A 22116-nucleotide genomic window follows, 5' to 3' on the forward strand; every position below is an offset into this window, starting at 1 on the left:
CTCCGCCAGCCGGAGGAGATCTGAATGCTCTGACCGCGTGACGGGCTGCCCGGGGAGCTGGTGTTCGGGATCAGCCACAGGTCGTCGCCGCTCGCGCCCAGCCCGAGGATGTCGGGTTTCCCGTCCCCGTCGAAGTCGGTGAGCCGGGTGCCCTGGGAGTCGACCAGCGGGCGGGGGGTCTCGACCGGATCGTCGACGATCTTCTTGTACCGGATCGGGCGGAAGTTCTGCATGCTCGACCAGCTCTCGTCGCCCACCTGGCCGCGCCAGTTGGCGATGGGGCCCTTGGCCCAGTCCTCCTGCCAGCCGTTGCCGTCGGGGTCGCCGGTGCCGTTGAGCGAGTAGGTCCAGGCGCCCTGCGTGTGGTTGGCGGGGTTCTTCCAGCGGGCGAACAGCTCCATGTGGCCGTTCTTGAGGATGGCGTCGCCGGGCTTGAGGTCGTGCAGGCTCGGCAGGAACTCGGTCTGGCTCCAGACCTCGAAGTCGTCGGTGCTGTTGCCGCCCTTGCCGGAGTTGGCGGTGATGTGCCATGCCATGGAGACCAGGCCGGAGCAGTCGGGGCCGTACCGGTTGTCGCCCTCGACGTCGGTGTAGAGGGTGCCGGAGGCGCGGGTCAGGTTGTACTTGACCGGGCGGCTGACCCAGTTCTGGGCGCGGGCGAGCACCTCCGACCGGGTGATCTCGCCGCCGGGTGCGGAGTCGGCCGAGGCGGGCGTGGCCGCGGTCGTCAGACCGGCGAGGCCCACCGTGGTCGCGAAGAGGACGCCGAGAGAACCGGAGACAAGGCGAGAGAGCATTTCTGCTGTCCTTCCAGGTGTTTTCTGCTGACACCCGAAAGGTTCCGCGTGTGCTCTGAAAGATCGGTGAAACTCCGCGGAGGGCCGGTTTCAGCGCTTCTTTCAGCGCCTCTTCAGCTCGCCGTACTCGCGGGCGCCCTGGTCGCGGAAGGTCTTCAGCGCCCGGTCGAGGGCGAGTCCGGCGGCCTCGCGGTCGCCCCTGGCCTCGTGGAGGCGGGCGAGGTCGCGTTCGGTGCGGGCCCGCCACAGCAGCACGTCGAGCTCCTCCCAGAGCTGGAGCGAGGCGGTCAGGCAGGCGTCGGCGTCGTCGAGCTGACCGCTCGCGAGGTGCAGTTCCCCGAGGGTGCGCAGGGTGACGCCGAGCCCCCACCGGTCCCCCATTGCCTGGCAGAGCGACAGCCCCTCCTCCAGGGCGGGCAACGCGACGCCGATCCGGCCGAGCCGGATCTCGGCCTTGGCGCGGGCCCGGATCGAGTACGCCTCCATCAGCGGGTCGCCGAGCCGCGTGAAGATCTCGCGCGCGGCCTCGGCCGCCTCGACGGCCTGGTCGTAGGCGCCCGTGGCGCGGTGGTAGAGGCTCATCGTGCGTAAGGTCAGCCCTTCGCCCCGGCGGCTGCCGGCGGCGCGGTAGCCGCGCAGGCAGCTCTCCAGCCCGGCCCACGCCTCCGGGAAGTCGCCGCGTTCCAGCCGGACCGAGGCGGCCACCCGCTGCGGATAGTGGACGGCGGGGTCGTCGCCCAGCAGCGCGGTCGCGCCGTCGAGGAAGTGCAGCGCCTCGGCGAGGCGGCCGGTCTCGCGGCAGATCACGCCGAGCGCGGCCAGCGCGACCGCCTGCCCACGGGCGTCGCCGAGGTCGCGGAAGGCGCTGAGCGCCTCATCGAGCACCTGCCGTCCCTCGGCGAAGCGGTCCTGGTCATACCGGAGGCGGCCCAGTTCGGCCAGCATGGTCGCCACGCCGTGGGGGTCGCCGGCACGCCGGGCGGCGGCCAGGGCGGCCTGGGTGATGCGCTCGCGGGAGGCGAAGCGGTTGACGCCCAGGAACGACGGGCCCAGGCGCGCGGAGGCGAACCGGCAGACGAGTTCGTGCAGGCCGAGCGCCGCCGCGCGTTCGAGCCCGACGACGAGGGCGGGCTGCTCGAAGTCGAACCAGTCGTGGGGTGCGGCGAGCACCTGCGCGGCCAGGTCGGGCGAGACCTCCGCGCCCGTCGTGACGGGATCGGGGCGGCCGATCTCGTCGGAGGGGGCGTCGGCGCTCACCTGGTCGGCGAGCGCGAGCCAGCCGCCGAGCACCCGGCCGACCGCCGCCGCGAGGTCCTTGGCGGGCTCCTCGGCCTCGGCGCGTTCGCGGCCGTAGATGCGGACCAGGTCGTGCACGCGGTAGCGCGGCGTGCCGAGGTCGTCGACCCGGGCGAAGTCGACGAGCTGGGCGTCGACGAGCCGTTCGACGGTGTCCTCGGCCTCGGCGGCGGGCTCGCCGGTCAGCCAGGCGACGATCCAGGCCGCGAACTCGGTCGCGCCCAGGTGACCGAGGCGGCGCAGGGCCCGCCGCGCGCCCGGGTCGAGGGCGCGGTAGCTCAGCTCGAACCCGGCGCGGACCTCCAGGTCGGCGATGGCCAGCTCGTCGAGGCGGCGGCGCTCGTCGGCGAGGCGGCCCGCGAGCAGCCGAAGCGGCCAGCGCTGCCGGGTGGCCAGCCGGGCCCCGGCGATGCGCAGCGCCAGCGGCAGCCGTCCGCACAGTTCGGCGATCTCGCGCGCCACCGGCTCCTCGGCCCTGACCCGCTCGGCCCCGACGATGCGTTCGAGCAGTTCCAGCGCCTCGTCGGCGTCCAGGACGTCCAGGTCGGCACGGCTCACGCCGCTGAGCCCGCCGAGCCGGTTCCGCGACGTGATCAGCACTCCGCAACCGCCGCCCGGCAGCAGCGGCCGGACCTGCCGTTCGTCGGCGGCGTCGTCGAGCAGCACCAGCACCCGCCGCCCGGTGAGCAGCCGCCGGTAGAGCTCGGCCCGTTCGGTCGTGCCGGCGGGAACCGGGTCGGCGCCCAGCGCCTTCAGGAACAGTCCCAGCACCTCGCCGGGTTCGGCGGGCGTCTCGCTCATCCCGCGCAGCTCGGCGTGGAGCTGGCCGTCGGGGAACGCCGCCGCGATCCGGTGGGCGACGTGGGCGGCCAGCGCGGACTTGCCGCTGCCGCCCCGCCCGGCGACCACCTGTACGGTGCCGGTCACCAGCGCCCCGGTGAGCGCGGTGGTCTCGGCGAGCCGCCCGGTGAAGTCGGCGGGCGGCGGCGGGAGCTGCGCGGGCGCGGCCACCCTCGGGCCGTGGCCGGACGGCGGCCCCTGGAGCAGGGGGTCGCCGCGCAGGATCGCGTGGTAGAGCGCGGCGAGCTCGGGGCCGGGGTCGAGGCCGAGTTCGTCCACGAGCACCTGGCGGCCCTCGCGGAAGGTGGCCAGGGCGTCCGACTGGCGGCCGAGGCGGTAGAGGGCGGTCATGTACTGGCCGCGCAGGCGTTCGTTGGCGGGGTGGCGGCCGACGAGGGCGGCCAGCTCGGAGACCAGGCGGCCGTGGTGGCCGAGGGCGAGCCCGGCGGCCATCCGCTCCTCGGTGGCGGTCAGCCGCAGCTCCTCCAGCCGGACCGCCTCCCCCGCGAGCCGGGTGGCCTCCAGTCCCGCCAGGGCCGGTCCCCGCCACAACGCGAGGGCGGCGTCGAGCAGGTCGGCGCCATCCTGCGGGGTGGCCGCCGCGCGGGCGCGGGTGACCAGGGCGTGGCAGCGGGCCGTGTCGAGGGCGTCCTCGGGGACCTGGGCCAGGTAGCCGGGGGCGCGGGTGAGGATGACGTCGGCGGCGCCGTGCCGGGCGAGGGCCTGTCTGAGCGTTTTGACGTAGGTCTGGATGGCCGCCTTGGCGGTGTCGGGCGGGTCGTCGGGCCAGATCACGTCGATGAGCCGGGCGGTCGGCACGACGTGGCCGTTCTCCAGCAGCAACGCCGCGAGCAACGTCCGTGGTTTGGTCCCGCCCAGCGGGACCGGCCCGCTTGCGGCGATGACTTCGATGGGTCCGAGCAGCCGAAACTCCACGCCGCCGATTATCGGCCATTCGGTATAGATGTTGTATATATCCGCCGCTGACCAGCGAATACGCCGGGCCTTCCGCGCCGGCTGCCCGCAGGAGCGCTCACCGGCCGAACCGGCGCGGGGGAATGTGTTCCTATACGGCGCGGGCGACGGCGATCGTCGCCCCGGTGCGTGGGCCGGCCTCGTAGAACATGTACTGCACGCCGCCGTCGGTGCCGAAGGAGGCCGCGGCGCTGCGGCCGTTGTCGGGAGCGCCGGTCAGGGGCCGGTGGAAGACGCCCAGGTGGATCTCACGGTCGAAGGCGTTGCCCACCTCGGTGAGGAACATGTTCCCGCTGTCGCCGTGGTAGACGACGTAGGCGGTGCCGTCGCGCTTGAGCAGCGCGGGCCCGGAGATGTCGCGCTGGCCGTCCGGTCCGGGTGAGACCAGCGGGGTCGGGTCGAACCGCCAGTCCTTGCCGTTGGACGACCAGCCCCAGAAGATCTTGCGGGAGCCGGCGGTGACGCCCATGAAGACCATGACGTATTTGTTGCCGAGCCCGGGGACGGCGTGCTCGAAGACCCGGGCGTAGGAGGTTTCCGTCGCGCCGGGGATGACCCCGGTGTGCAGCACCCTGCCGTGGTAGGTGAAGTGCACGCCGTCGGTCGACCAGGCCATTCGGGTGGTGGTGTTCTCGCCGTGGAAGTACAGGTAGAACTGCCGGTTGGCGGCGTTCCAGATGATGTGCGGCGAGGAGACGTGGCTGACCGAGTAGTGCGGTGACCAGGTGCTGGAGATGATCGGGTTGTTCGGGTACTCGGTGAACGGGCCGCCGAGGGAGTCGCCGTAGGCCAGGCAGATGCCGCCGGGGGCGTCGTGCGGGGCGTAGTAGAGGTGGTAGCGTCCCAGCGGGTTCGCGATCTTGTCGTACATGCCCCGGATGCAGGGGAAGATCAGCTCGTTCGTCGGGTTGTAGCGCAGACTCGTTTTGTTGAACGGCGTGCCGATGTACCGGTAGGTGGGGAACCCGGCCGGTCCGGACGCGGCCGCGGCAGGCCCGGGGAGGGCGAGCCCGAGACCGCCGGCCACGCCGGCGCCGACCGCCGCGCGGAGGAGTCCGCGGCGGTCTAAGAGGGGTTCAGGCATTGACTGTCCCTTCGCGACAACTTTCACCGTGAGTGATGGTGAGGAAATCTCTCTGATCGCCGAGGTTCGGTCAGCCGGGCGCGTCCGTCAAGGTGCTAATGCGAATTATCATCGGCGAATTTTCGTTCCTTGATCCTTTTTTCGAGCCTCTTGACAGGATCCGCCGGCTGATCGCAGGATGACGTCCCAACGCAGCTAATGCGCATTACCACCAGACAGGACACTACGGATCGTGACCTCCCCCGGCCGTCGGCTCACCCAGCAGGACATCGCCCGCATGGCGGGGGTGAGCCAGACGACGGTGTCGCTCGTCCTCAACAACCGCACCGACGCCGAAGTGCGCATCGCCCCCGAGACGCGCGAGCGGGTGATGAGGGTGATCAGGGAGACCGGATACGTCGCCGATCCGGTCGCCCGGCGGCTCGCCGAACGGCGCAACCGGATCCTGGGCGTCTTCACCTACGAGGCGGTCTTCCCGACCGCGAGCGCCGACTTCTACCACCCCTTCCTGCTCGGCATCGAGGAGTGCGCCGAGGAGATGGGCTGCGACCTGCTGCTCTTCACCAGCGCCGGGGCCGCAGGCGAGCGCCGCCGGATCTTCAACGAGGACAGCCGGGTGCGGCTGGCCGACGCCTGCGTGCTCCTCGGGCGCACCGTCGACCGCGACGACCTGACCCGGTTGCTGACCGAGCGCATCCCCTTCATCTCCATCGGCCGGCGTGACGACGCGGGCGCCCCCGTGCCCTACGTGGGCGCCGACTACCCGCCCGCGGTGCGCGCCCTGGTCGACCGGGCCGCGGCGCTCGGCCACCGGAGGCTGGCCTACGTCGGCGCCGGGGCGGGCGCCGAGTCGCCGGCCGACCGCATGCGCGGCTTCCGCGAGGCGGTCGCCGCGGTGGGGGCCGAGGGAGCGCACGTGCGGGTGACCGGCAGGACCCCCGACGACCTGCTGCGGGAGTTGTCGGCCGCACGGGTGACCGCGGCCTTCGTCGAGGAGCCGGCCGACGCCGTGGCGATCGTGCACGCCGCGGCCGAGCGGGGTGTCTCGATCCCCGGCGACCTGTCGATCCTCGCGCTGGGCGCGCCGACCAGGCCCGTCCACGTCGACGTCGACCTCACCGGGTTCCGCATCCCCCGCCAGGAGATGGGCCGCAGGGCCGTCGAGCTTCTGATGGGCGGAGAGGCGACCCCGCAGGAACTGCTGCCCTGCGAGCTGGTCGAGGGATCCACCCTCGCACCGGCCCGGAGCTGATCGGACAGTGAGAACGACGACGATGGAGGAGACCCCCGACGTGGTGGAGATTTCGGCGGACGCGGTGGTCGTCGGCGGAGGGCTGGGCGGCGTGGCCGCCGCCCTGGCGCTGTTGCGGGCCGGCCGCACCGTGATCCTGACCGAGGAGTACGACTGGCTCGGCGGGCAGCTCACCAGCCAGGCCGTGCCGCCGGACGAGCACTCGTGGGTGGAGCGGTTCGGCGTCACGGCCTCCTACCGGGCGTTGCGCGAAGGCATCCGCGGCTACTACCGCGACCACTACCCGCTGACCGCGCGCTCGCGGGCCTGGCGGGAGCTCAACCCGGGCGCGGGGCATGTGAGCCGCCTGTGCCACGAGCCGCGTGTGGCGGTCGCGGTGATCGGGGCCATGCTCGCCCCCTATCGGGGTTCGGGGCGGCTGCGTGTGCTGCAGCCGTACCGCCCGGTCGGCGCGGAGGTCGACGGCGACCGGGTGCGGGCCGTGCGCCTGGCGCACCGCGGCGGGGGCGGGGAGGTCACGGCCCTCGCGCCCTACGTGCTGGACGCCACCGAGACGGGCGAGCTGCTGCCGCTGACCGGCACCGAATACGTGACGGGGTTCGAGTCGCAGGGCGACACCGGCGAACCGAGCGCGCCGGCCGAAGCCCAGCCGATGAACATGCAGGCGGTCTCGGTGTGCTTCGCGATCGACCACGTCGAGGGCGACCACACCATCGACAAACCCGCCGCATACGAGTTCTGGAGGAGCTACCAGCCCGATTTCTGGGGCGACCGGCTGCTCTCCTGGCGCTGCCCGCACCCCAGGACCCTGGAGATCGTCGAACGCTCCTTCACCCCCAACCCGGACGACGACCCGCTGCTGGTGGAGGCCGACCAGCGGCTCAGCCCCGGCGACGCGAACCTGTGGACGTTCCGCAGAATCGCCGCGCGGCGCAACTTCGCCGACGGCGCCTACGACAGCGACATCACCCTGGTCAACTGGCCGATGATCGACTACCTGGAGGGGCCGGTCATCGACGTACCGGACGCCGCCGCGCACGTGGCCGCCGCCCGGGAGCTGTCCCGCTCGGTGCTCTATTGGATGCAGACCGAGGCGCCGCGCGCCGACGGCGGGACCGGCTTCCCCGGCTTGCGCCTGCGCGGCGACGTCACCGGCGGCGGGGACGACGGGCTGGCCCAGGCCCCCTACATCCGCGAGTCGCGCCGCGTCCGCGCCCTGTACACCGTGGCGGAGCAGGACCTGTCGCTCGCGGTGCGCGGCGACAAGGGCGCGGTGAGCTACCCCGACTCCGTCGGCGTGGGCATGTACCGCATCGACCTGCACCCCTCCACCGGGGGCGACAACTACATCGACGTGGCGAGTTCGCCGTTCGAGATCCCCCTCGGCGCGCTCGTGCCGCAGCGGATGACCAACCTGCTGCCCGCGTCCAAGAACATCGGCACCACCCACATCACCAACGGGGCCTACCGGCTGCACCCGGTGGAGTGGAACGTCGGCGAGGCCGCGGGCGCCCTCGCCGCCTTCTGCCTGGACAACGCCACCACTCCGCACGCCGTGCGCGCGGACGAGGGCCTGCTCACCGAGTTCCAGCGGCGGCTCACCCGCGACGGCGTCGAACTGCGCTGGCCGCAGGTGGCCGGCTACTGACCATGACCGCCGGGGGATTCCAGCAAGGAGATCGACCGTGAAACCATTCGTCAAGCCCGCGGCCCTCGCGCTGGCCGCGCTGCTCACCCTGACGGCCTGCGGCACGGCAGGCGGGGACGCCCCCGCCGCGCAGGGCCCGAAACCGCTGCGCATGACGATCTGGACGTCCAACGAGGCCCACCTGAAGTTGTTCGACGAGATCGCCGCCGAATACCGGAAGACCCATCCCGGCGTCGGCGAGATCACGTTCGACCCCATCCCGTTCGAGAGCTACACCACCACCCTGACCACCCAGATCGCCGGCGGCAACGCCCCCGACCTGGCCTGGATCCTGGAGAGCTCGGCGCCGGACTTCGTCTCCTCCGGCGCCCTGGCGCCGCTCGACGACACGCTGCGCAAGGCCCCGGGCTACGGGTTCGACGACCTCACCCCCTCGGCCGTCAAGCTCTGGCAGGCCGAGGGCAAGCTGTACGCCTACCCGTTCTCCACCTCGCCGTTCGGGGTGTTCGTCAACACCGACCTGCTCAAGGAGGCGGGCCAGCAGTCCCCCGCCGAGATGATCGAGGACGGCGCCTGGACGTGGGAGAAGGTCGCCGCCCAGAACACCGCCGTCGTGGCCGAGACCGGCAAGGCCGGCATGGTCGTGCGCGACTTCGACTACAAGGGCTGGGACAACCTCGCCACCGTGTGGGGCGGGTGGGGCGCCCAGGCCTGGAGCGAGGACGGCAGGACCTGCGGGTTCGACAGCCCCGAGATGGTCGAGGCCATGACGTTCCTGCACAAGTCGATCTTCACCGACAAGGCCTTCCCCGGCCCCGGCACCACGGCCGACTTCTTCGCGGGCGACGCGGCGATGACCATCACCCAGATCTCCCGCGCCTCGCTCCTCCAGGAGGCGACGTTCGGCTGGGACCTCGTCCCGCTGCCCGCCGGGCCCAAGGGCGAATACTCGGTGATCGGCCAGGCGGGCCTGGGCGTCTTCAAGAACTCCCCCAACGCCGCGGCGGCCACCGACTTCCTCGCGTTCTTCACCAACCCCGCCAACTCGGCCAAGCTCGCCGCCTACTTCCCGCCGCCTCGGGCCTCCCAGCTCACCGCCGACACCCTGGCCAAGAGCAACCCGCTGCTCAAGCCCGACCAGTTGCAGAAGGTCGTGATCAGCGGCATCGAGAAGGGCGTCGTCAAGCCCAACCACACCGGTCAGGCGGAGCTGTCGCAGACCGTCCGGGCCGCTCTCGACCCGCTCTGGCAGCCCGGCGCCGACGTCAAGGCCGTGCTGGGCGGCGTCTGCGCCAAGGTCGCGCCGATGCTGGGCACCTGACGTGACCACGTCACACCCCAGGTCCTTCTGGACGGTGCGCCGCCGCGACAACCTGGTCGGCTACCTGCTCATCACCCCGCAACTCGTGGGCAGCGTGCTGTTCGTGCTCCTGCCGCTCGGGCTCGTCGGCTGGTACAGCCTGCACGAATGGAACGTGCTGGCCGGGACCTTCGAGTTCGTCGGCGGGGAGAACTACGACCGGCTGCTCGCCGACGCCAACCTGCCCCAGGTGCTGGGGGCGAGCGCTCTGTTCTCCGTCGGCCTGGTCGTGCTCAACCTCGCCCTGGCCCTGCTTCTGGCGGTCCTGCTCAACCAGCGGCTGCGCGGGACCACCTTCTTCCGCACGGTGTTCTTCTCCCCCGTTGTGGTCTCACTGGTCGCCTGGACGATCGTGTGGCGGTTCCTGCTGCAGGACGACGGCGGCCTCAACGGCCTGCTCGCGGCCGCCGGGGCCGAGGGGCCCAACTGGTTGCGCGGCGAGGGCACGGCGATGCTCTCGGTGATCGTCGTCCAGGTCCTCAAGAACGTCGGCCTCAACATGGTGTTGTTCCTGGCCGCCCTGCAAGGGGTGCCGGCCCAGCTCTACGAGGCCGCCGAACTGGACGGCGCCGGGGCGCGGACCCGCTTCCTGCGCATCACCGTCCCCCTGATCAGCCCGACCATCCTGCTCACCTCGATCATCACCGTGGTGGGGTCGCTGCAGGTGTTCGCGCAGATCGCGGTGCTCACGCAGGGAGGTCCCGGCGTCTCGACCACCGTCCTCGTCTACTACCTGTACCAGCAGGCGTTCCAGTTCCATCACTTCGGGTACGGCGCGACGCTGTCGGTCCTGCTGTTCGTGATCGTGGCCGTGCTCACGCTCGTGCAGTGGCGGATGCGCAGAAGGTGGGTCTTCCATGAGACGTGACATTCCGGTCCGGGTGAAGACCCTGCTGTACGGCCTGCTGTGCCTGATGTGCGTGCCGTTCGTCTTCCCGACCTGGTGGATGATCACCTCGTCCCTCAAACCGGTCGCCGAGATCTTCGCCCTCCCGCCGAGGCTGCTGCCCGCGGACTGGACCTTCTCCGCCTACGCGCAGGTCTTCGAGCTGCAGCCCTTCGCTGGCCAGTACGTCAACAGCCTCTACATCGCCCTGGTCGTCACCGCCGGCACGATGGCCGTGGCCGCCATGGCGGGATACGCCTTCGCGCGCATCCGTTTCCCCGGCCAGAACGTCCTGTTCGTCGTCGTGCTGCTCGGGCTGCTCATCCCGAGTGAGGTCACGATCGTCCCGCTCTTCCAGATGTTCCACGGGCTCGGGCTGACCGACACCCACTGGCCGCTGATCGTGGTGCCGATCCTCGGCGCGCCCAGCGTGCTGGCCACCTTCATCATGCGGCAGTTCTTCATCAGCCTGCCCGGCGAACTGGAGGAGGCCGCCCGGATGGACGGGCTCGGCAGGTTCGGCACCTTCTACCGGGTCGCGCTCCCCCTGGCCCGCCCCGCGCTCGGCGCGGTGGCGATCTTCACCTTCCTGCACAGCTGGAACCTCTACCTCGAACCCATCGTCTACCTCTCCTCACCGGAGAAGTTCACCCTCCCCCAGGCGCTGACCCAGTTCGTCGACGCCTACGGCGGCCCGATGTGGAACGTCCAGCTCGCCGCCGCCTCGATGACCGCCCTGCCGGTGCTGGTGGTGTTCGTGCTCGCGCAACGGCAGTTCATCGAGGGCCTCGCCCACACCGGCGTCAAGGGCTGACCGGGCGGCGGCGCACCCGATAGCGCAGGTGCAGCACCCGGTCGCCCTGGATCACCGCGTCAGGATCCTCCAGCAGGTGCTGCGCGTGGACCGGCCCGAAGTAGCGCCTGCCGGACCCGAACACGACGGGCACGACGTCCATGCGCACCTCGTCGACCAGGCCCGCGGCGAGCACCTGGCCGCCGACGTCCCCGGCGGCGACCTCGACCACGCGGTCACCCGCGAGCTCCTGCGCCTTGGCCATGGCCGCCTCGACGCCGTCGACGAAGTGGAACGGCGCCTCGGGGTCCCAGCCCTCGGGCGCCGGCCGGTGCGACACGACGACCACGTGGTCGATGCCGCCCGGAGGCTTCCCGTCCCAGCCGTCCGTCATGTCGAAGACGCGGCGGCCGACGATCGTGACCGCGATCTGGTCCCAGTACGGCCGGGTGTAGTCGTAGGACGTCCGCGACACCGTCAGCCCGCCGCTCTCGTCCAACGGGACGTCGCCGCCGGACAACCAGTCGAACAGCGGTCCGGGCTGGTCGTTCTCGTCCGCGACGAAGCCGTCCACCGACACCGAGCCGTACATGACCACCTTGCCCACGGGGCGCTCCTCTGCTTTGGGGTGCCCCAAGTTAGCGTGTCGTGGGCTGTCGCTCTTGTAAGAAATCAATCGGCCGGCAGCGGCCAGCCGTCCAGCGCGTGGCCGGGGTGTTCGCGCAGGAACCGCCGCCGGACCTCGACGTACCGGGTCGGCGTGAGCCCGGTGAACGCCCGGAACTCGTGGCCGAAGTGGGCCTGGTCGAAGTAGCCCGCGCCACCGGCGAGGTCGCCCCAGTCGACCGGTCCTGCGGGGTCGATCGCGAACACGGTGGCGGCGAAGCGGTAGGTGCGGGCCAGCCGCTTCGGCGTGACGCCGATGAGCTCCTTGAACCGCCGTGCCAGATGAGTGCCGCTGACACCGGCCGCCTCGCTCAGGCCGCCGATCGCCACCGCCCCGCCGGCCGCCGCGATGACGCCGCTCGTATGGCGGACCAGCCCCAGGCCGGCGGTCTCGCACAACCGCCGCGTCAGCTCCCGCTCCAGCAGCGTCAGCATCTCGTGCGGCCGGTCCGCCGTGGCCAGCCGGTCTCGCAGCTCGGCGATGGCGGGCCGGCCCCAGAGCTGCTCCACCGTCACGGGCCGGTCACACAACTCGGCCGCGGGCATCCGCAGGAACGGCGCCAGCCCCCACGGCTTGAAGTGCACGCCGACGGACCGGGTCTGGAGCGGGTAGCCGAACTCCCACGCGCGGGTGGGCATGGTGACCACGCAGCCGTCGGCGTAGTCGGCCGTCTCGACGTCGGTGCCGGCGCGGATGCGGAACGGCGCCCCGAGGTTGACGACGAGCAACGCCGACGGCCCCGGCGGCAGCGTCAGCCGGGCGTACGGCGACGCGCCCTCCAGGTAGTAGAGGTCGTCGATCAGCCCGTCCAGCGGGGGTCGCGGCACTCTGGACACATACTCCACGCCTGCAGTATCGCCGCCTTCAGCCGCGCCGGGCCCTTTTCGGTCAGGTCGTCCGGGTGACCGTGGTGCCCGGGAGGGCGAACTCGCGCTGCGCCGGCGCCTTGCCCGCGAGCTGGTCGGTGATGAGGTCGGCGACCTTGCGCGCCACCGAGTCCCAGTCCTGCTTAACCGTCGCGTAGAAGGGCCCGGCCTTCTGGATCTCGGCCAGGGCGAAATCCTGCCCGTCGACGCCGACGACCGAGATCCCCGTGCGGCCCGCCTGCGTGATGGCCTGGGTCGCGCCCAGCGCCGGTTCGTCCCAGGCGGCCCAGATGCCCTTGAGGCCGGGGGTGACGGCGAGGAGGTCGGTGGTGAGTTTTCTGGCGCCCTCGACGGGGCCGGGGACCGGGACGTGCTTGACCGTCACCACGGTCACGCCCGCCTTGTCGAACTCCGCGCGGGCCGCCGCGGCCCTGGCGCGGACGCCGGGGTGGGGGTCGTGGCCGAACATCGCGATCTCGCCGCTTCCGCCGATCGCCTCCAGCAGCGCCTGCGCGCTCTTGCGGCCCAGGTCGGCGTTGTCGGAGGTGACGTTGGCCGCGATGCCGTCGGCCTGGGCCGCGTCGATGGCGAAGACCGGGACCTTGTTGTCGGTGGCCGCCTTCAGGCCCAGGCTGAGCTGGGTCGGGTCGCCCATGGCCAGCACGATGGCGCTGGGTTCGCGGGCGGCGGCGCTCTGGATCTTGTCGTTGAGCATGTTGAAGTCGCCGGCGGTGTCGGTCACGGTGACCTTCCAGCCGCGTTGCTCGCCGATGGCCGTGAACTTGTCGACGACGTCCTTGGTCGCGGCGTTGGCCAGGTAGGGGGTGACGACCGAGACGGCGGGGCCGTCCGGGGCCTGGCCGGCGCCGGCGCCGCAACCGGAGGAGGCCAGCACCAGGGCGGCCGCGGTCAACAGATGCCTCATTCGCATGGGGTGCCTCCTCGGCTGGAGCGGGCGAGCGCGGCGAACGCGGGGGCCAGCGCCGCGTGGAGCCGCCGGTGGACCTGGTGGAGCGGGGCGTGTGCGGGGGCGTCGGGGCCCGGTTCCACCGGCTTGCCGGGTGAGGTCGCGGCGAGGGCGGGGAGCGGGGCGCCGGTGACCGCCCGCAGGCCGCAGGACGCCGCGCCGAACGCGGCGGAGTAGGCGGCGTCCACGGCGACGATCGGGCGTCCGGTGACGTCGGCCATGATCTGCAGCCACAGGCCGGAGGCGGCGCCTCCGCCGCACACCGGCAGTGGTCCCGCCGCCACGGGCAGGGCGTCCAGGAGGGCGCCGAACACGTGCGCGACGCCTTCCAGCATGGCCCGGTACATCTGCGCGGGGGTCGTCGAGGGGGTGAGGCCGATCAGGACGCCGCGGGCGTCGGGGTCGCGGACGGGGTAGCGTTCACCGGCCAGCGAGGGGAGCGCGATGAGTCCGGAGTGACCGTGGCGGGCGGCCAAGGTGTCGGCCGCCGCGGGGTCGCAGCCGGGCAGGAAGGTCGCGCGGGCCCAATCGGCGGCGGATCCGGCGTTCAGCAGGGCGCCGATCAGCAGCGTGTGCCCCGGTTGGGGGAGGGCGAGGCGGTGGGTCGCGTCCGGGCGGTCCGGACGGTCGGTGACGACGGCCAGCCAGCCGCTCGTGCCCAGGTAGGCGTAGGCGCGGCCGGGGTCGGCGCCGACGACGCCGATCGTCGTGGCGGCGGCGTCGCCCGGTGCCAGGACGACCGGGATGCCGGTGGGGAGGCCGAGGTCGCGGCTCCGCAGTTCCCCCGTGACGGTGTGGCCGTCGACCAGCGGGGGCAGCAGCCCGTCGAGGCCCAGCAGGGTCACGGCCGGCTCCCACCAGGTGCGGCGGCCGGCGTCGAGGAGGCCGGTCGTCGTGGCGGTGGTGAGGTCGCAGGCGGCGATCCCGGTGGCCCGGCGGACGATGTGGCCCGCCGCGCCCATCAGCAGGATCTCGGTCGCGGCCAGGACGGCGGGTTCGGCCCGCCGCAACCACAGCAGTTTGGCCGGGAGGCTGGTCGCGTCGGGTTCGTTGTCGGCGACGCGGGGCCACTCGCCCGGCAGCAGGGTCACGGCCTCGTCGTGTTCGGCGACGGCCCGGGTGTCGCTGTAGAGGATCGCGGGACGGCCCGTGCAGATCAGATCCTGCATCTGGCCGGTGACGGCCAGGACCGTGACCCGGTCCCGGGCGGCTCCGCACCGGGCCAGCGCCTCGGCCGCCGCGCGCCACCAGTCGTCCGGGTCCTGCTCCACCTGGCCGGGACCCGGCCGGTGGGTGGGATGGCACGCCTGGCCGTGCGCGACGATCCGCCCCTCGGCGTCGGTGATCAGCGCTTTGACCGCGCTCGTGCCGACGTCCAGGCCCGCGATCACGAGCGCCGCCCTCGGCGGCGGGACAGGCCCACCGAGACGACGATGATCAGCCCGGTGAGGATCTGCTGGACGTAGGGGTTCACGTCGAGCAGGTTCAGGCCGTTGTCGAGCACGCCCAGGACGACCACCCCCAGCAGCGTGCCGACGACACCGGGGCGGGCGGCCTGCGCGGCGGTCAGGCCGATGAACACCGCGGCGATCGAGGTCAGCATCAGCGGGTCGCCGGCGGTGGGATGGGCCGAGGCCAGCCTGCTGGCCAGCAGCAGCCCGGCCAGCGCCGCCCCGGCTCCCGACACGACGAAGGCCAGGAGCCTGGTCCGCCCGACGTCGATTCCCGCGTACGCGGCGGCTTCGGCGTTCCCCCCGACGGCGTGCCAGCGGCGGCCCTGGGCGGTGCGCGACAGCAGGAACCAGATGACCGCCCCGACGGTGATCGCGATGAGCACGACGGCGGGGACGCCCAGCGGCCTGCCCTGGCCGAGGAGGAGGAAGTCGCCGGGCAGCCCGAAGATCGTCGAGCCGTCGGTCAGCAGCAGCGAGCCTCCGGCCAGCGCGGTCATCGTCGCCAGCGTGGCGACGAACGCCGACAGGTTCAGGTAGGCCACCAGCCACCCGTTGACCAGGCCGATCACGACGCCGGTCGCGATCGCCGCCGCGACGGCGGCGATCGTCGGCCAGCCGGCGATCAGAAGCTGGGCGGCGATCACGCCGCTGAACGAGGCCGTCGCGCCGACCGACAGGTCGAAGTCGGCCACCGCCATGACCACGGTCTGCGCGCAGGCCACGATGGCGAGGACGGCGATGTGCTCCAGCAGGTTGCTGAGGTTGCCCGGATCGGGGAAGACGGTGGGCCGCAGGATCGTGAAGAGGGCGATCAGGGCCAGCAGGCCGAGCGGCGCACCGGAAAGCCGGCGCAGCGCCGGCCGTGCACCGGCGTCGGTGGTCATGCGCTCCCTCCGTAACAACGTCGAAGGACGGTGTACTCGTCCGCCTCCCGGGGGTCGAGGTCGGCGGCCAACCGGCCGTCGACGAGCACCAGGATCCGGTCGGCCAGCGACAACAACTCGCCCAGGTCGGAACTGACGACCACGACGCCGGCGCCCCGGGCGGCCAGGTCGCCGATCAGCGATCGGATCGCCTGCTTGGCCGCCACGTCGACCCCCGCGGTCGGTTCGTCGAGGAGCAGCACCTGCGGCCGGGTGGCGAGCACCCGGCCCAGGACGACCTTCTGCTGGTTGCCGCCGGACAACTCGCCGATCGGCTGCTCGGGGCCGGCGGCCCTGATCTGCAGCAGGGTGGTCATCTCCTCGTACAGGGCCAGTTCCCGGCGGCGCCGCATGAGGCCGGCGCCGCCGCTGAGCGCGGTCAGGCTCCCCAGAGAGAGGTTCTCGCGGACGGAGCCGGACGCGACGATCGAGTGACGCTGCCGGTCTTCGCCGACCAGGGCGATCCCGGCGGTCAGCGCCGCCCGCGTGGAACCGGGCCGCACGGCCCGCCCTCCGCAGCGCACCTGACCCGCGCGTGACCGCTGCACCCCGCCGATCAGGCGCAGCAACTCGCTCCGGCCGCTGCCGCCCAGCCCGGCGACGCCGACGACCTGCCCGCGCGCCACCTCGAACGAGATCGGCCCGACCCGGTGCCCGGTGAGCCCGTCGACGCCCAGCACGACCTCGCCCGCCGGGCGCGGCGGCCGAGGCGGGGCCTGGCCCGCCTCCGTGGCCGTCATCAGCGCGACCAGGGCGTCGGGATCGGTCTCGGCCGGGCGCACCCGCGCGACCACGCGCCGGTCGCGCAGCACGACGACGCGGTCGCACAACTCGAAGACCTCGGCCATGCGGTGGGTGACGTAGATGATCGCCGTGCCGCGTTCGCGAAGTTCGCGCACGACGCCGAAGAGCACCTCGGTCTCGTGGGCGGTGAGGGAGGCGGTCGGCTCGTCGAGGATGAGCACGGCCGGCTCCTGTTCGAGGGCCCGCGCCAGTGCGATCGCGGTCCGCTGCACCGGGGACAGCAGCCGGACCGGGACGTCGAGGGGGGTCGAGGGGGCCAGCGCGGCCAGTGCGTCGGCGGTGTGCCGCCGGGCCGCCGCGCGATCGGTGAACAGGCCGCGCCGGGGATAGGGGCGGCCGAGGTACATGTTCTCCATCGCGTCGAGGTCGTCGACCAGTCCCAGGTTCTGGTGGACGGTGACGACTCCCGCGCCTCGTGCCCCGGCGACTCCCGCGAGGCCCCGGCCGTGCACCTCGACCTTTCCGGCCGAGGGGCGCAGGGCGCCGCTCACTATCTTGATGAGGGTGGATTTGCCGGCGCCGTTCTCGCCGAGCAACGCGTGGACTTCGCCTTCCGGTATCTCCAGGTCGACGCCGTCGAGCACGATATGGCGGCCATAGGCGTGGCGTAAACCTGTCACCCGGAGTGCGGGCGACTTCGCAACTTTCACAGTTCTCCCATGGCGGTCCACTGCGGTGCCAGCCCATACAGTGAACGCGGCCGCCGATCATGTCAAGGACGCGTTTCTGCCGAAATAGGGGTCGGCTTTCTCTGACCATTTCGGCTCAATCGGTTATCGTTCCGCGAGTGGAGCGGGGACAGCCGGTCGTGACCGGAATCGCGATTTCCTTCATCGGATATACGAGCACCTTCGCGGCCGTCCTGGCGGGCCTGCGCGCGGTGGGCGCCGCCCCGGCCGAGGCGACCTCGGGGCTGGTCGCCCTCTGCGCCTCGCTGGGGCTGGTCTCCCTGGTGCTGAGCCGGCGCTACCGGATGCCGATCACGGCCGCCTGGTCGACGCCGGGCGCCGCCGTGCTGGTGAGCGCGGGGGTGGTCGAGGGCGGATGGCCGGCCGCCGTGGGCGGGTTCCTCCTCGCGGGCGCCCTGGTGGCCCTCACCGGGCTCTGGCCGCGCCTGGGCGCCCTGGTGGCGTCGATCCCGGCGCCGATCGCGCAGGCGATGCTCGCCGGCGTCCTGCTCGCCCTGTGCCTGATGCCGGTCAAAGGGCTGGCCTCCCACCCCTGGCAGGTCGCCCCGATCCTCCTCACCTGGGTCGTCGTGACCGTGACCGCGCCTCGGTGGGCGATCCCGGCCGCTTTCGGCGCGACCGTGGTCGTCGTCTGCGTGCTCGCCGTCCGGGGTGACGGCCTGCACGGGCCGTGGCTGCCCTCCCTCACCCTGACGACGCCCGAACTGAGCTGGGCCGCGATCGCGGGGATCGCGCTTCCTTTGTACGTCGTCACGATGGCCGCCCAGAACGTGCCCGGTGTGGCGATCATGAGTTCGTTCGGCTACCACGTCCCGTGGCGGGCGACCATGGGCGTCACCGGGCTCGGCAGCATGCTCGCCGCGCCGTTCGGCGGGCACGCCGTCAACCTCGCCGCCATCAGCGCGGCGCTGCCCGCCTCCCCGCAGGCCCATCCCGACCCCGCCCGGCGCTGGCTCTCCTCCCAGGCCTTCGGCGTCACCTATCTGGGCATCGCCGCCGGGACCACGGCGCTGCTCAGTTTCCTCGCCGTGGCCCCGGCCGAGGTCATCGGCACCGTGGCGGGCCTGGGCCTGCTCGGGACGCTGGTCCACGCGCTGACCTCGGCGGTCGCCGGACCCGGCGGTCCCCACCCGCCGGGCGAGCAGACGGCCTCGGTCGTCACCTTCCTGGTCGCCGCGTCCGGCACCACGCTGGCGGGGGTCAGCTCGGCCTTCTGGGCGCTGGTCGCCGGCCTGCTGATGCGGCGGCTGCTCCGGCCGGCCGTCACGAGCGGGCCCTGACCCCCGGCGGCAGGTTGGGGGCCTGCTCCGACAACGTCACCCAGACCTCGCCGTCGACGACCTCGGCCCGGTGCACCCGGACAGGCAGTTCGGCCGGCCGGGCGTCCACCTCTCCGGTGCGCAGGTCGAAGCGCGACATGTGCAGGGGGCACTCCACGATGCAGTCGTCGACCCATCCGTCGGTCAGCGCGGCGTTCTGGTGGGTGCACATGTCGTCGAGCACGTGGACCGTGCCGTCGGAGGTCAGGAAGACCGCCAGGGGCGGTGACACGGACGTGACGCGGTGACCCTGGTCGACGGACAGGTCGGACACCGCGCAGACCCTGATCGGGGCCGCGGACATGTCGCCTCCTCAGATCTCGATCGTGTGGTGCTGGTAGCGGACCTTGTCCTGGTACGTCTTCCGCAGGAGCGGGTTGTCCTCCGGCACGTACGCCAGATTCAGCGTGCCGGCCACCGTGATGCCGCATTCGGTCAGCCCGCCGACCTTGCCGGGGTTGTTCGTCATCAGCGTGACCGAGCCCACGCCGAAGTAGCGCAGGATCGCCGCCGCCGGCTCGAACGAGCGCGCGTCCCGGGGGAATCCGATCCGCGCGTACGCCTCGGTCTGGGCGACGCCCTCGTCCCTCAGCTTGGCCGTGAGCAGTTCGGCCATCCGGCCGTTGGCCTTGCCGTCCTGGTCGAGCCAGATGATGATGCCGGTGCCGTCCTGGTCGACCTTGTCCTGCGCCATGGCCATCTGCTCACGGCAGTCACACTCGATGCCGTTGAAGACGTGCCCGGTCGTGCAGTGTGAGTGCACCCGGCAGAGCACTCCCTCCTTGCCGGTGATCTCTCCCTTGACGATCGCGATCGATTCCTTCCGGCCGTCGTAGAAGAGGTATTCGGTGAAGTCGCCGTACCGCGTGTGCAACGGTCCTTGCGCCAGCAGAACAATCACTTGGATCCAATCCATCGGTGGGAACGCGACATGATCGCCGGGAAGTCTTCGGCCGCCTCGGTGAACCGCTCGGTGACCAGGGAGTACTGCTCGGTCATGCGGGTCCACGCGCTCGGTTCCTTCGCGTCGAGCACGTGGTCGGCGGAGCCCAGCCGCAGGCGCCCCACCTTCCGGATCCCGAGCGCGGTGGAGGTGGTGAACAGGCTCAGCTCCTCCTTGCGGGCGAGCGCGTCCGACACCTCCGACAGCGGGATGTCCCGTTCGACCACCTGCTCCCCCATCGCGGCCAGCAGGTCCAGGACGGTCCGGCGGGTGATGCCGGGCAGCAGCGAGCCGGTCTCCGGGGTGATGATCCGGCCGCCGAGGCACACGAAGACGTTCATGGTCGTGCACTCCTGCAGGTTGCCGGCGCCGTCGAGCCACAGGATCGTGTCGCAGCCCGCCTCGCGGGCTCCGCGCATCGCCAGCCCGGAGCTCGTGTAGTTGCCGGCGGTCTTGACGGCGGCGAACGCCGGGTGGGTCCGCGGCACGGTCTCCTCGACGAGCACGCCGAGGTCGGCCGGGGCCGGGTCGAACGTCTTCACGAGCACCACGAAGACGTATCTGTCGCTCTGCAGCGGCATGACGTCACCACCCGCCGCGAACACGACGGGCCGCAGGTAGAGGCGGGTCGCGCGGCCGTCCCAGTTGGCCCGCACCGCCTGTTCGAGTGCCTCGGCGAAGACCTCGTACCGAGGGCAGGGCAGGGCGAGCGCCGCGCACGAACCACGCAGCCGTTCGTGGTGGTCGCGGGCTCTGAAGACGTGGAAGTCCGGATCGGCGACGTAGGCGCGCATCCCCTCGAAGACCGAGAACCCGAACTGGATCGCGTCCGCGCCGAACTCGGCGAGGCCCCCGACCTGGTTCGAGGTCAGCGCCGGACTCTCGTACCCGGTGCCGTCGAACCGGGACACCGCGACCGTGGGCAGCCACAGGTCGGCCATGCGGGTGACCACCTCTCTAGTGCGGGACGGGGCAGGTGCCGAGCACGGCGATGAACTGGGCCTGGGAGAGGTTGTTGAAGATGATGTCCTTGTCCTGCGCGTTGCCGATCTGGGCCTCGGGGTGGGCGGTGACGAACTCGCTGACGAAGTTCTTGGCCATCACCATGCCGAGGTTGCGGCCGGGGCAACTGCGCCGGCCCTTGCCGAAGGGCATCACGTAGGGCTCGGCGCCCTTCTCGATGTGCAGGAAACGCTCCGGTTCCCAGGCGGCGCCGTAGTCGGCGTGCAGGGCGTGGATGTTGGGCATCACGCGGGTGCCCCGCTTGAGCAGGTACCTGCGCCCCTCCACCTCCATGTCGAGGTCGTCGACGACCATGTTGTTGATCACCGATCCGGGCGGGCTGAGGCGGAGGGACTCGCTGACGCATGCCTCGACGACCTCGTCCTTGGCCTCGCCGGTACTGGTCGCGATGGCCTCACGCCATTTCAGGTTCTCGGGGGACAACACGTACCACAGGGTGGCGAGGATGGTGTTCTGGACCGTGTCCAGACCGGCGATGGAGGCGGTCAGCAGGTCGTCACGGGTGATCTCGACGGGGATGCCGAGCTTGGTGTTGCCCGCGGCGACCTGCTCCCAGACCGTGCCGGGCCCGGGACTGCCCTTGAGCACGTTCGCCAGGTGGTTCTGCAGTGATCTGATGTTGTGCTGCAGGCGCCGGGCCTCGCGGGTGACCGGCCAGGTCGCGATCGGGAAGTGGACCCGGTTCCAGAAACGGTTGGAGTAGAACCGCAGGCCCGTGAACGTCTCGTTGAGCGCGAACATGAAGGGGACCTTCGACACGTGGCCCTCGGGGTGCTTGTAGGGCACCCGGAGCGCCATCGCGTCCCGCCCCCAGACGAACTCGCCCATGACCTCGCGCGTGTAGTCACCCGCGACGCGCTTCAGATCGAGCGGGGTGGCCACGTCGAAGGCGGCGCACATCTCGGCGGCCCGGCGGCGGGAGATGTCGGTGACGCGTTCCTGGTCGAAGCCCTTGCCGAGATTGCGTTTACGGTCGCCGAAATGCGGGGTGGTGATCTTCTGGAACGTCATCGCCGAGGGCGACAACTGTCCGAACGAATAGAGCGCGGGCGTGTCCCGGTCGATGTACTTCCCGGTTATCGCCGGGCTGACCAGGACCTCCGTCGTCTGCCTGTTGACCGCGTAGAGCTGGATGTCGAAGCCGCGAATACTGCCGACGAAGTCGGCGGCCGGCTTGTCCAAATACAGATAGTCACGTGTTCTGTTCCGGCCAATGAGCCCCGAAACATCGGTTTCGGAACCGATGAAAGGGTAGGTCTTGGTGAACAGAACGCCCTGTCTCTCATAAAATCTGCGGTCGAGAACCGTGCGCGCGGCTCTCGCGGCGAATGCGAGGGCGGCGGCGCCCACGACAGCAACCGGGGCGTACCGAAATGGCCTCATGATTGCTCCTTTAACACTTTAGGGCAGCCCAAATTTGCCGGCTCGCCCTGGTCAGCGGCTCGGGAAGTCCCCACGTTTGCCTGGTACTCGCGTCACCATCGACGCCGGAACACCTGCCGCAGAATTCGCGGCAAGGAGATCAATGTC

At 71.6% G+C, this 22116-nt stretch carries 19 protein-coding genes; 6 read left to right on the forward strand and 13 right to left on the reverse strand.

Annotation, left to right across the window (positions count from 1 at the left end; translation table 11 throughout):
- From AW273_RS34480 to AW273_RS34490, 3 genes are all read right to left on the reverse strand, one after another.
- A partial coding sequence (locus AW273_RS34480) for a hypothetical protein (RefSeq protein ID WP_198168513.1) occupies positions 1–797 on the reverse strand: 797 nt, incomplete at its 3' end.
- A gap of 102 nt (positions 798–899) precedes the next feature.
- Entirely contained in the window at positions 900–3869 is a 2970-nt protein-coding gene (locus AW273_RS34485; RefSeq protein ID WP_062357683.1) for an AfsR/SARP family transcriptional regulator, read from the reverse strand.
- A gap of 130 nt (positions 3870–3999) precedes the next feature.
- Positions 4000–4992 carry a glycoside hydrolase family protein gene (locus AW273_RS34490; protein ID WP_062357685.1) on the reverse strand — a complete coding sequence of 331 codons (993 nt, stop codon included), beginning with the start codon at positions 4990–4992 and terminating at the stop codon, positions 4000–4002.
- A gap of 232 nt (positions 4993–5224) precedes the next feature.
- Here AW273_RS34490 and AW273_RS34495 point away from each other — a divergent pair, with 232 nt between their 5' ends.
- The 5 genes from AW273_RS34495 to AW273_RS34515 are packed head-to-tail and all read left to right on the forward strand — an operon-like array spanning position 5225 to position 10952.
- Entirely contained in the window at positions 5225–6244 is a 1020-nt protein-coding gene (locus AW273_RS34495; protein WP_198168514.1) for a LacI family DNA-binding transcriptional regulator, read from the forward strand.
- 7 nt (positions 6245–6251) lie between these two features.
- Complete coding sequence (locus AW273_RS34500; RefSeq protein ID WP_232327738.1) at positions 6252–7892, forward strand: FAD-dependent oxidoreductase; 1641 nt, start codon at positions 6252–6254, stop codon at positions 7890–7892.
- Positions 7893–7929: 37 nt separating this feature from the next.
- On the forward strand, positions 7930–9213 hold the full coding sequence (locus AW273_RS34505) for an ABC transporter substrate-binding protein (protein ID WP_062357688.1): 1284 nt from the start codon (positions 7930–7932) through the stop codon (positions 9211–9213).
- Position 9214: 1 nt separating this feature from the next.
- A complete protein-coding gene (locus AW273_RS34510) occupies positions 9215–10120 on the forward strand; it encodes a carbohydrate ABC transporter permease (RefSeq protein ID WP_062357690.1) in 906 nt (301 codons plus the stop codon).
- Positions 10110–10952 carry a carbohydrate ABC transporter permease gene (locus AW273_RS34515; protein ID WP_062357692.1) on the forward strand — a complete coding sequence of 281 codons (843 nt, stop codon included), beginning with the start codon at positions 10110–10112 and terminating at the stop codon, positions 10950–10952. The genes AW273_RS34510 and AW273_RS34515 overlap by 11 nt, the downstream gene beginning before the upstream one ends.
- On the opposite strand, the gene AW273_RS34520 is transcribed toward AW273_RS34515, so the two are convergent.
- From AW273_RS34520 to AW273_RS34545, 6 genes are all read right to left on the reverse strand, one after another.
- A complete protein-coding gene (locus AW273_RS34520; RefSeq protein ID WP_062357694.1) occupies positions 10942–11538 on the reverse strand; it encodes a dihydrofolate reductase family protein in 597 nt (198 codons plus the stop codon). The two genes, AW273_RS34515 and AW273_RS34520, sit on opposite strands and share 11 nt — an antisense overlap.
- Before the next feature lie 65 nt (positions 11539–11603).
- Positions 11604–12425, reverse strand: coding sequence for a helix-turn-helix domain-containing protein (locus tag AW273_RS34525; RefSeq protein ID WP_062357697.1), 822 nt, complete (start codon positions 12423–12425; stop codon positions 11604–11606).
- 61 nt (positions 12426–12486) lie between these two features.
- Positions 12487–13389, reverse strand: a complete 903-nt coding sequence (locus AW273_RS34530; RefSeq protein WP_062357699.1) for a sugar ABC transporter substrate-binding protein — start codon at positions 13387–13389, stop codon at positions 12487–12489.
- Complete coding sequence (locus AW273_RS34535; protein ID WP_062357702.1) at positions 13386–14822, reverse strand: FGGY family carbohydrate kinase; 1437 nt, start codon at positions 14820–14822, stop codon at positions 13386–13388. Before AW273_RS34535 ends, AW273_RS34530 begins: the two co-directional genes overlap by 4 nt.
- Positions 14819–15769, reverse strand: a complete 951-nt coding sequence (locus AW273_RS34540; RefSeq protein WP_062357704.1) for an ABC transporter permease — start codon at positions 15767–15769, stop codon at positions 14819–14821. Before AW273_RS34540 ends, AW273_RS34535 begins: the two co-directional genes overlap by 4 nt.
- Positions 15766–17232: a sugar ABC transporter ATP-binding protein gene (locus AW273_RS34545; RefSeq protein ID WP_198168515.1), complete on the reverse strand. Its 1467-nt coding sequence runs from the start codon at positions 17230–17232 to the stop codon at positions 15766–15768. The genes AW273_RS34540 and AW273_RS34545 overlap by 4 nt, the downstream gene beginning before the upstream one ends.
- A gap of 167 nt (positions 17233–17399) precedes the next feature.
- Here AW273_RS34545 and AW273_RS34550 point away from each other — a divergent pair, with 167 nt between their 5' ends.
- A complete protein-coding gene (locus AW273_RS34550) occupies positions 17400–18581 on the forward strand; it encodes a benzoate/H(+) symporter BenE family transporter (protein ID WP_232327739.1) in 1182 nt (393 codons plus the stop codon).
- Here the strand turns inward: AW273_RS34550 and AW273_RS34555 are convergent.
- The 4 genes from AW273_RS34555 to AW273_RS34570 are packed head-to-tail and all read right to left on the reverse strand — an operon-like array spanning position 18565 to position 21768.
- Positions 18565–18924, reverse strand: coding sequence for a non-heme iron oxygenase ferredoxin subunit (locus AW273_RS34555; RefSeq protein ID WP_030457102.1), 360 nt, complete (start codon positions 18922–18924; stop codon positions 18565–18567). The genes AW273_RS34550 and AW273_RS34555 overlap by 17 nt on opposite strands.
- Before the next feature lie 9 nt (positions 18925–18933).
- Entirely contained in the window at positions 18934–19521 is a 588-nt protein-coding gene (locus AW273_RS34560; protein ID WP_083950281.1) for a GTP cyclohydrolase II, read from the reverse strand.
- Positions 19518–20504: an aminotransferase class IV gene (locus tag AW273_RS34565; protein ID WP_062357709.1), complete on the reverse strand. Its 987-nt coding sequence runs from the start codon at positions 20502–20504 to the stop codon at positions 19518–19520. Before AW273_RS34565 ends, AW273_RS34560 begins: the two co-directional genes overlap by 4 nt.
- A gap of 16 nt (positions 20505–20520) precedes the next feature.
- Positions 20521–21768: a cytochrome P450 gene (locus tag AW273_RS34570; RefSeq protein ID WP_062357711.1), complete on the reverse strand. Its 1248-nt coding sequence runs from the start codon at positions 21766–21768 to the stop codon at positions 20521–20523.
- Positions 21769–22116: the final 348 nt, after the last annotated feature.

The organism is Herbidospora yilanensis (assembly GCF_001570565.1).
In the GTDB taxonomy this organism is placed as follows: Bacteria; Actinomycetota; Actinomycetes; order Streptosporangiales; family Streptosporangiaceae; genus Herbidospora; species Herbidospora yilanensis.

Excerpts from the sequence above, each read along its gene's own strand:
- AW273_RS34490 (WP_062357685.1), bottom strand. The coding sequence starts at position 4,992 with ATGCCTGAACCCCTCTTAGACCGCCGCGGACTCCTCCGCGCGGCGGTC.
- AW273_RS34515 (WP_062357692.1), top strand. The coding sequence starts at position 10,110 with ATGAGACGTGACATTCCGGTCCGGGTGAAGACCCTGCTGTACGGCCTG.
- AW273_RS34530 (WP_062357699.1), bottom strand. The coding sequence starts at position 13,389 with ATGAGGCATCTGTTGACCGCGGCCGCCCTGGTGCTGGCCTCCTCCGGT.
- AW273_RS34540 (WP_062357704.1), bottom strand. The coding sequence starts at position 15,769 with ATGACCACCGACGCCGGTGCACGGCCGGCGCTGCGCCGGCTTTCCGGT.
- AW273_RS34555 (WP_030457102.1), bottom strand. The coding sequence starts at position 18,924 with ATGTCCGCGGCCCCGATCAGGGTCTGCGCGGTGTCCGACCTGTCCGTC.
- AW273_RS34565 (WP_062357709.1), bottom strand. The coding sequence starts at position 20,504 with ATGGCCGACCTGTGGCTGCCCACGGTCGCGGTGTCCCGGTTCGACGGC.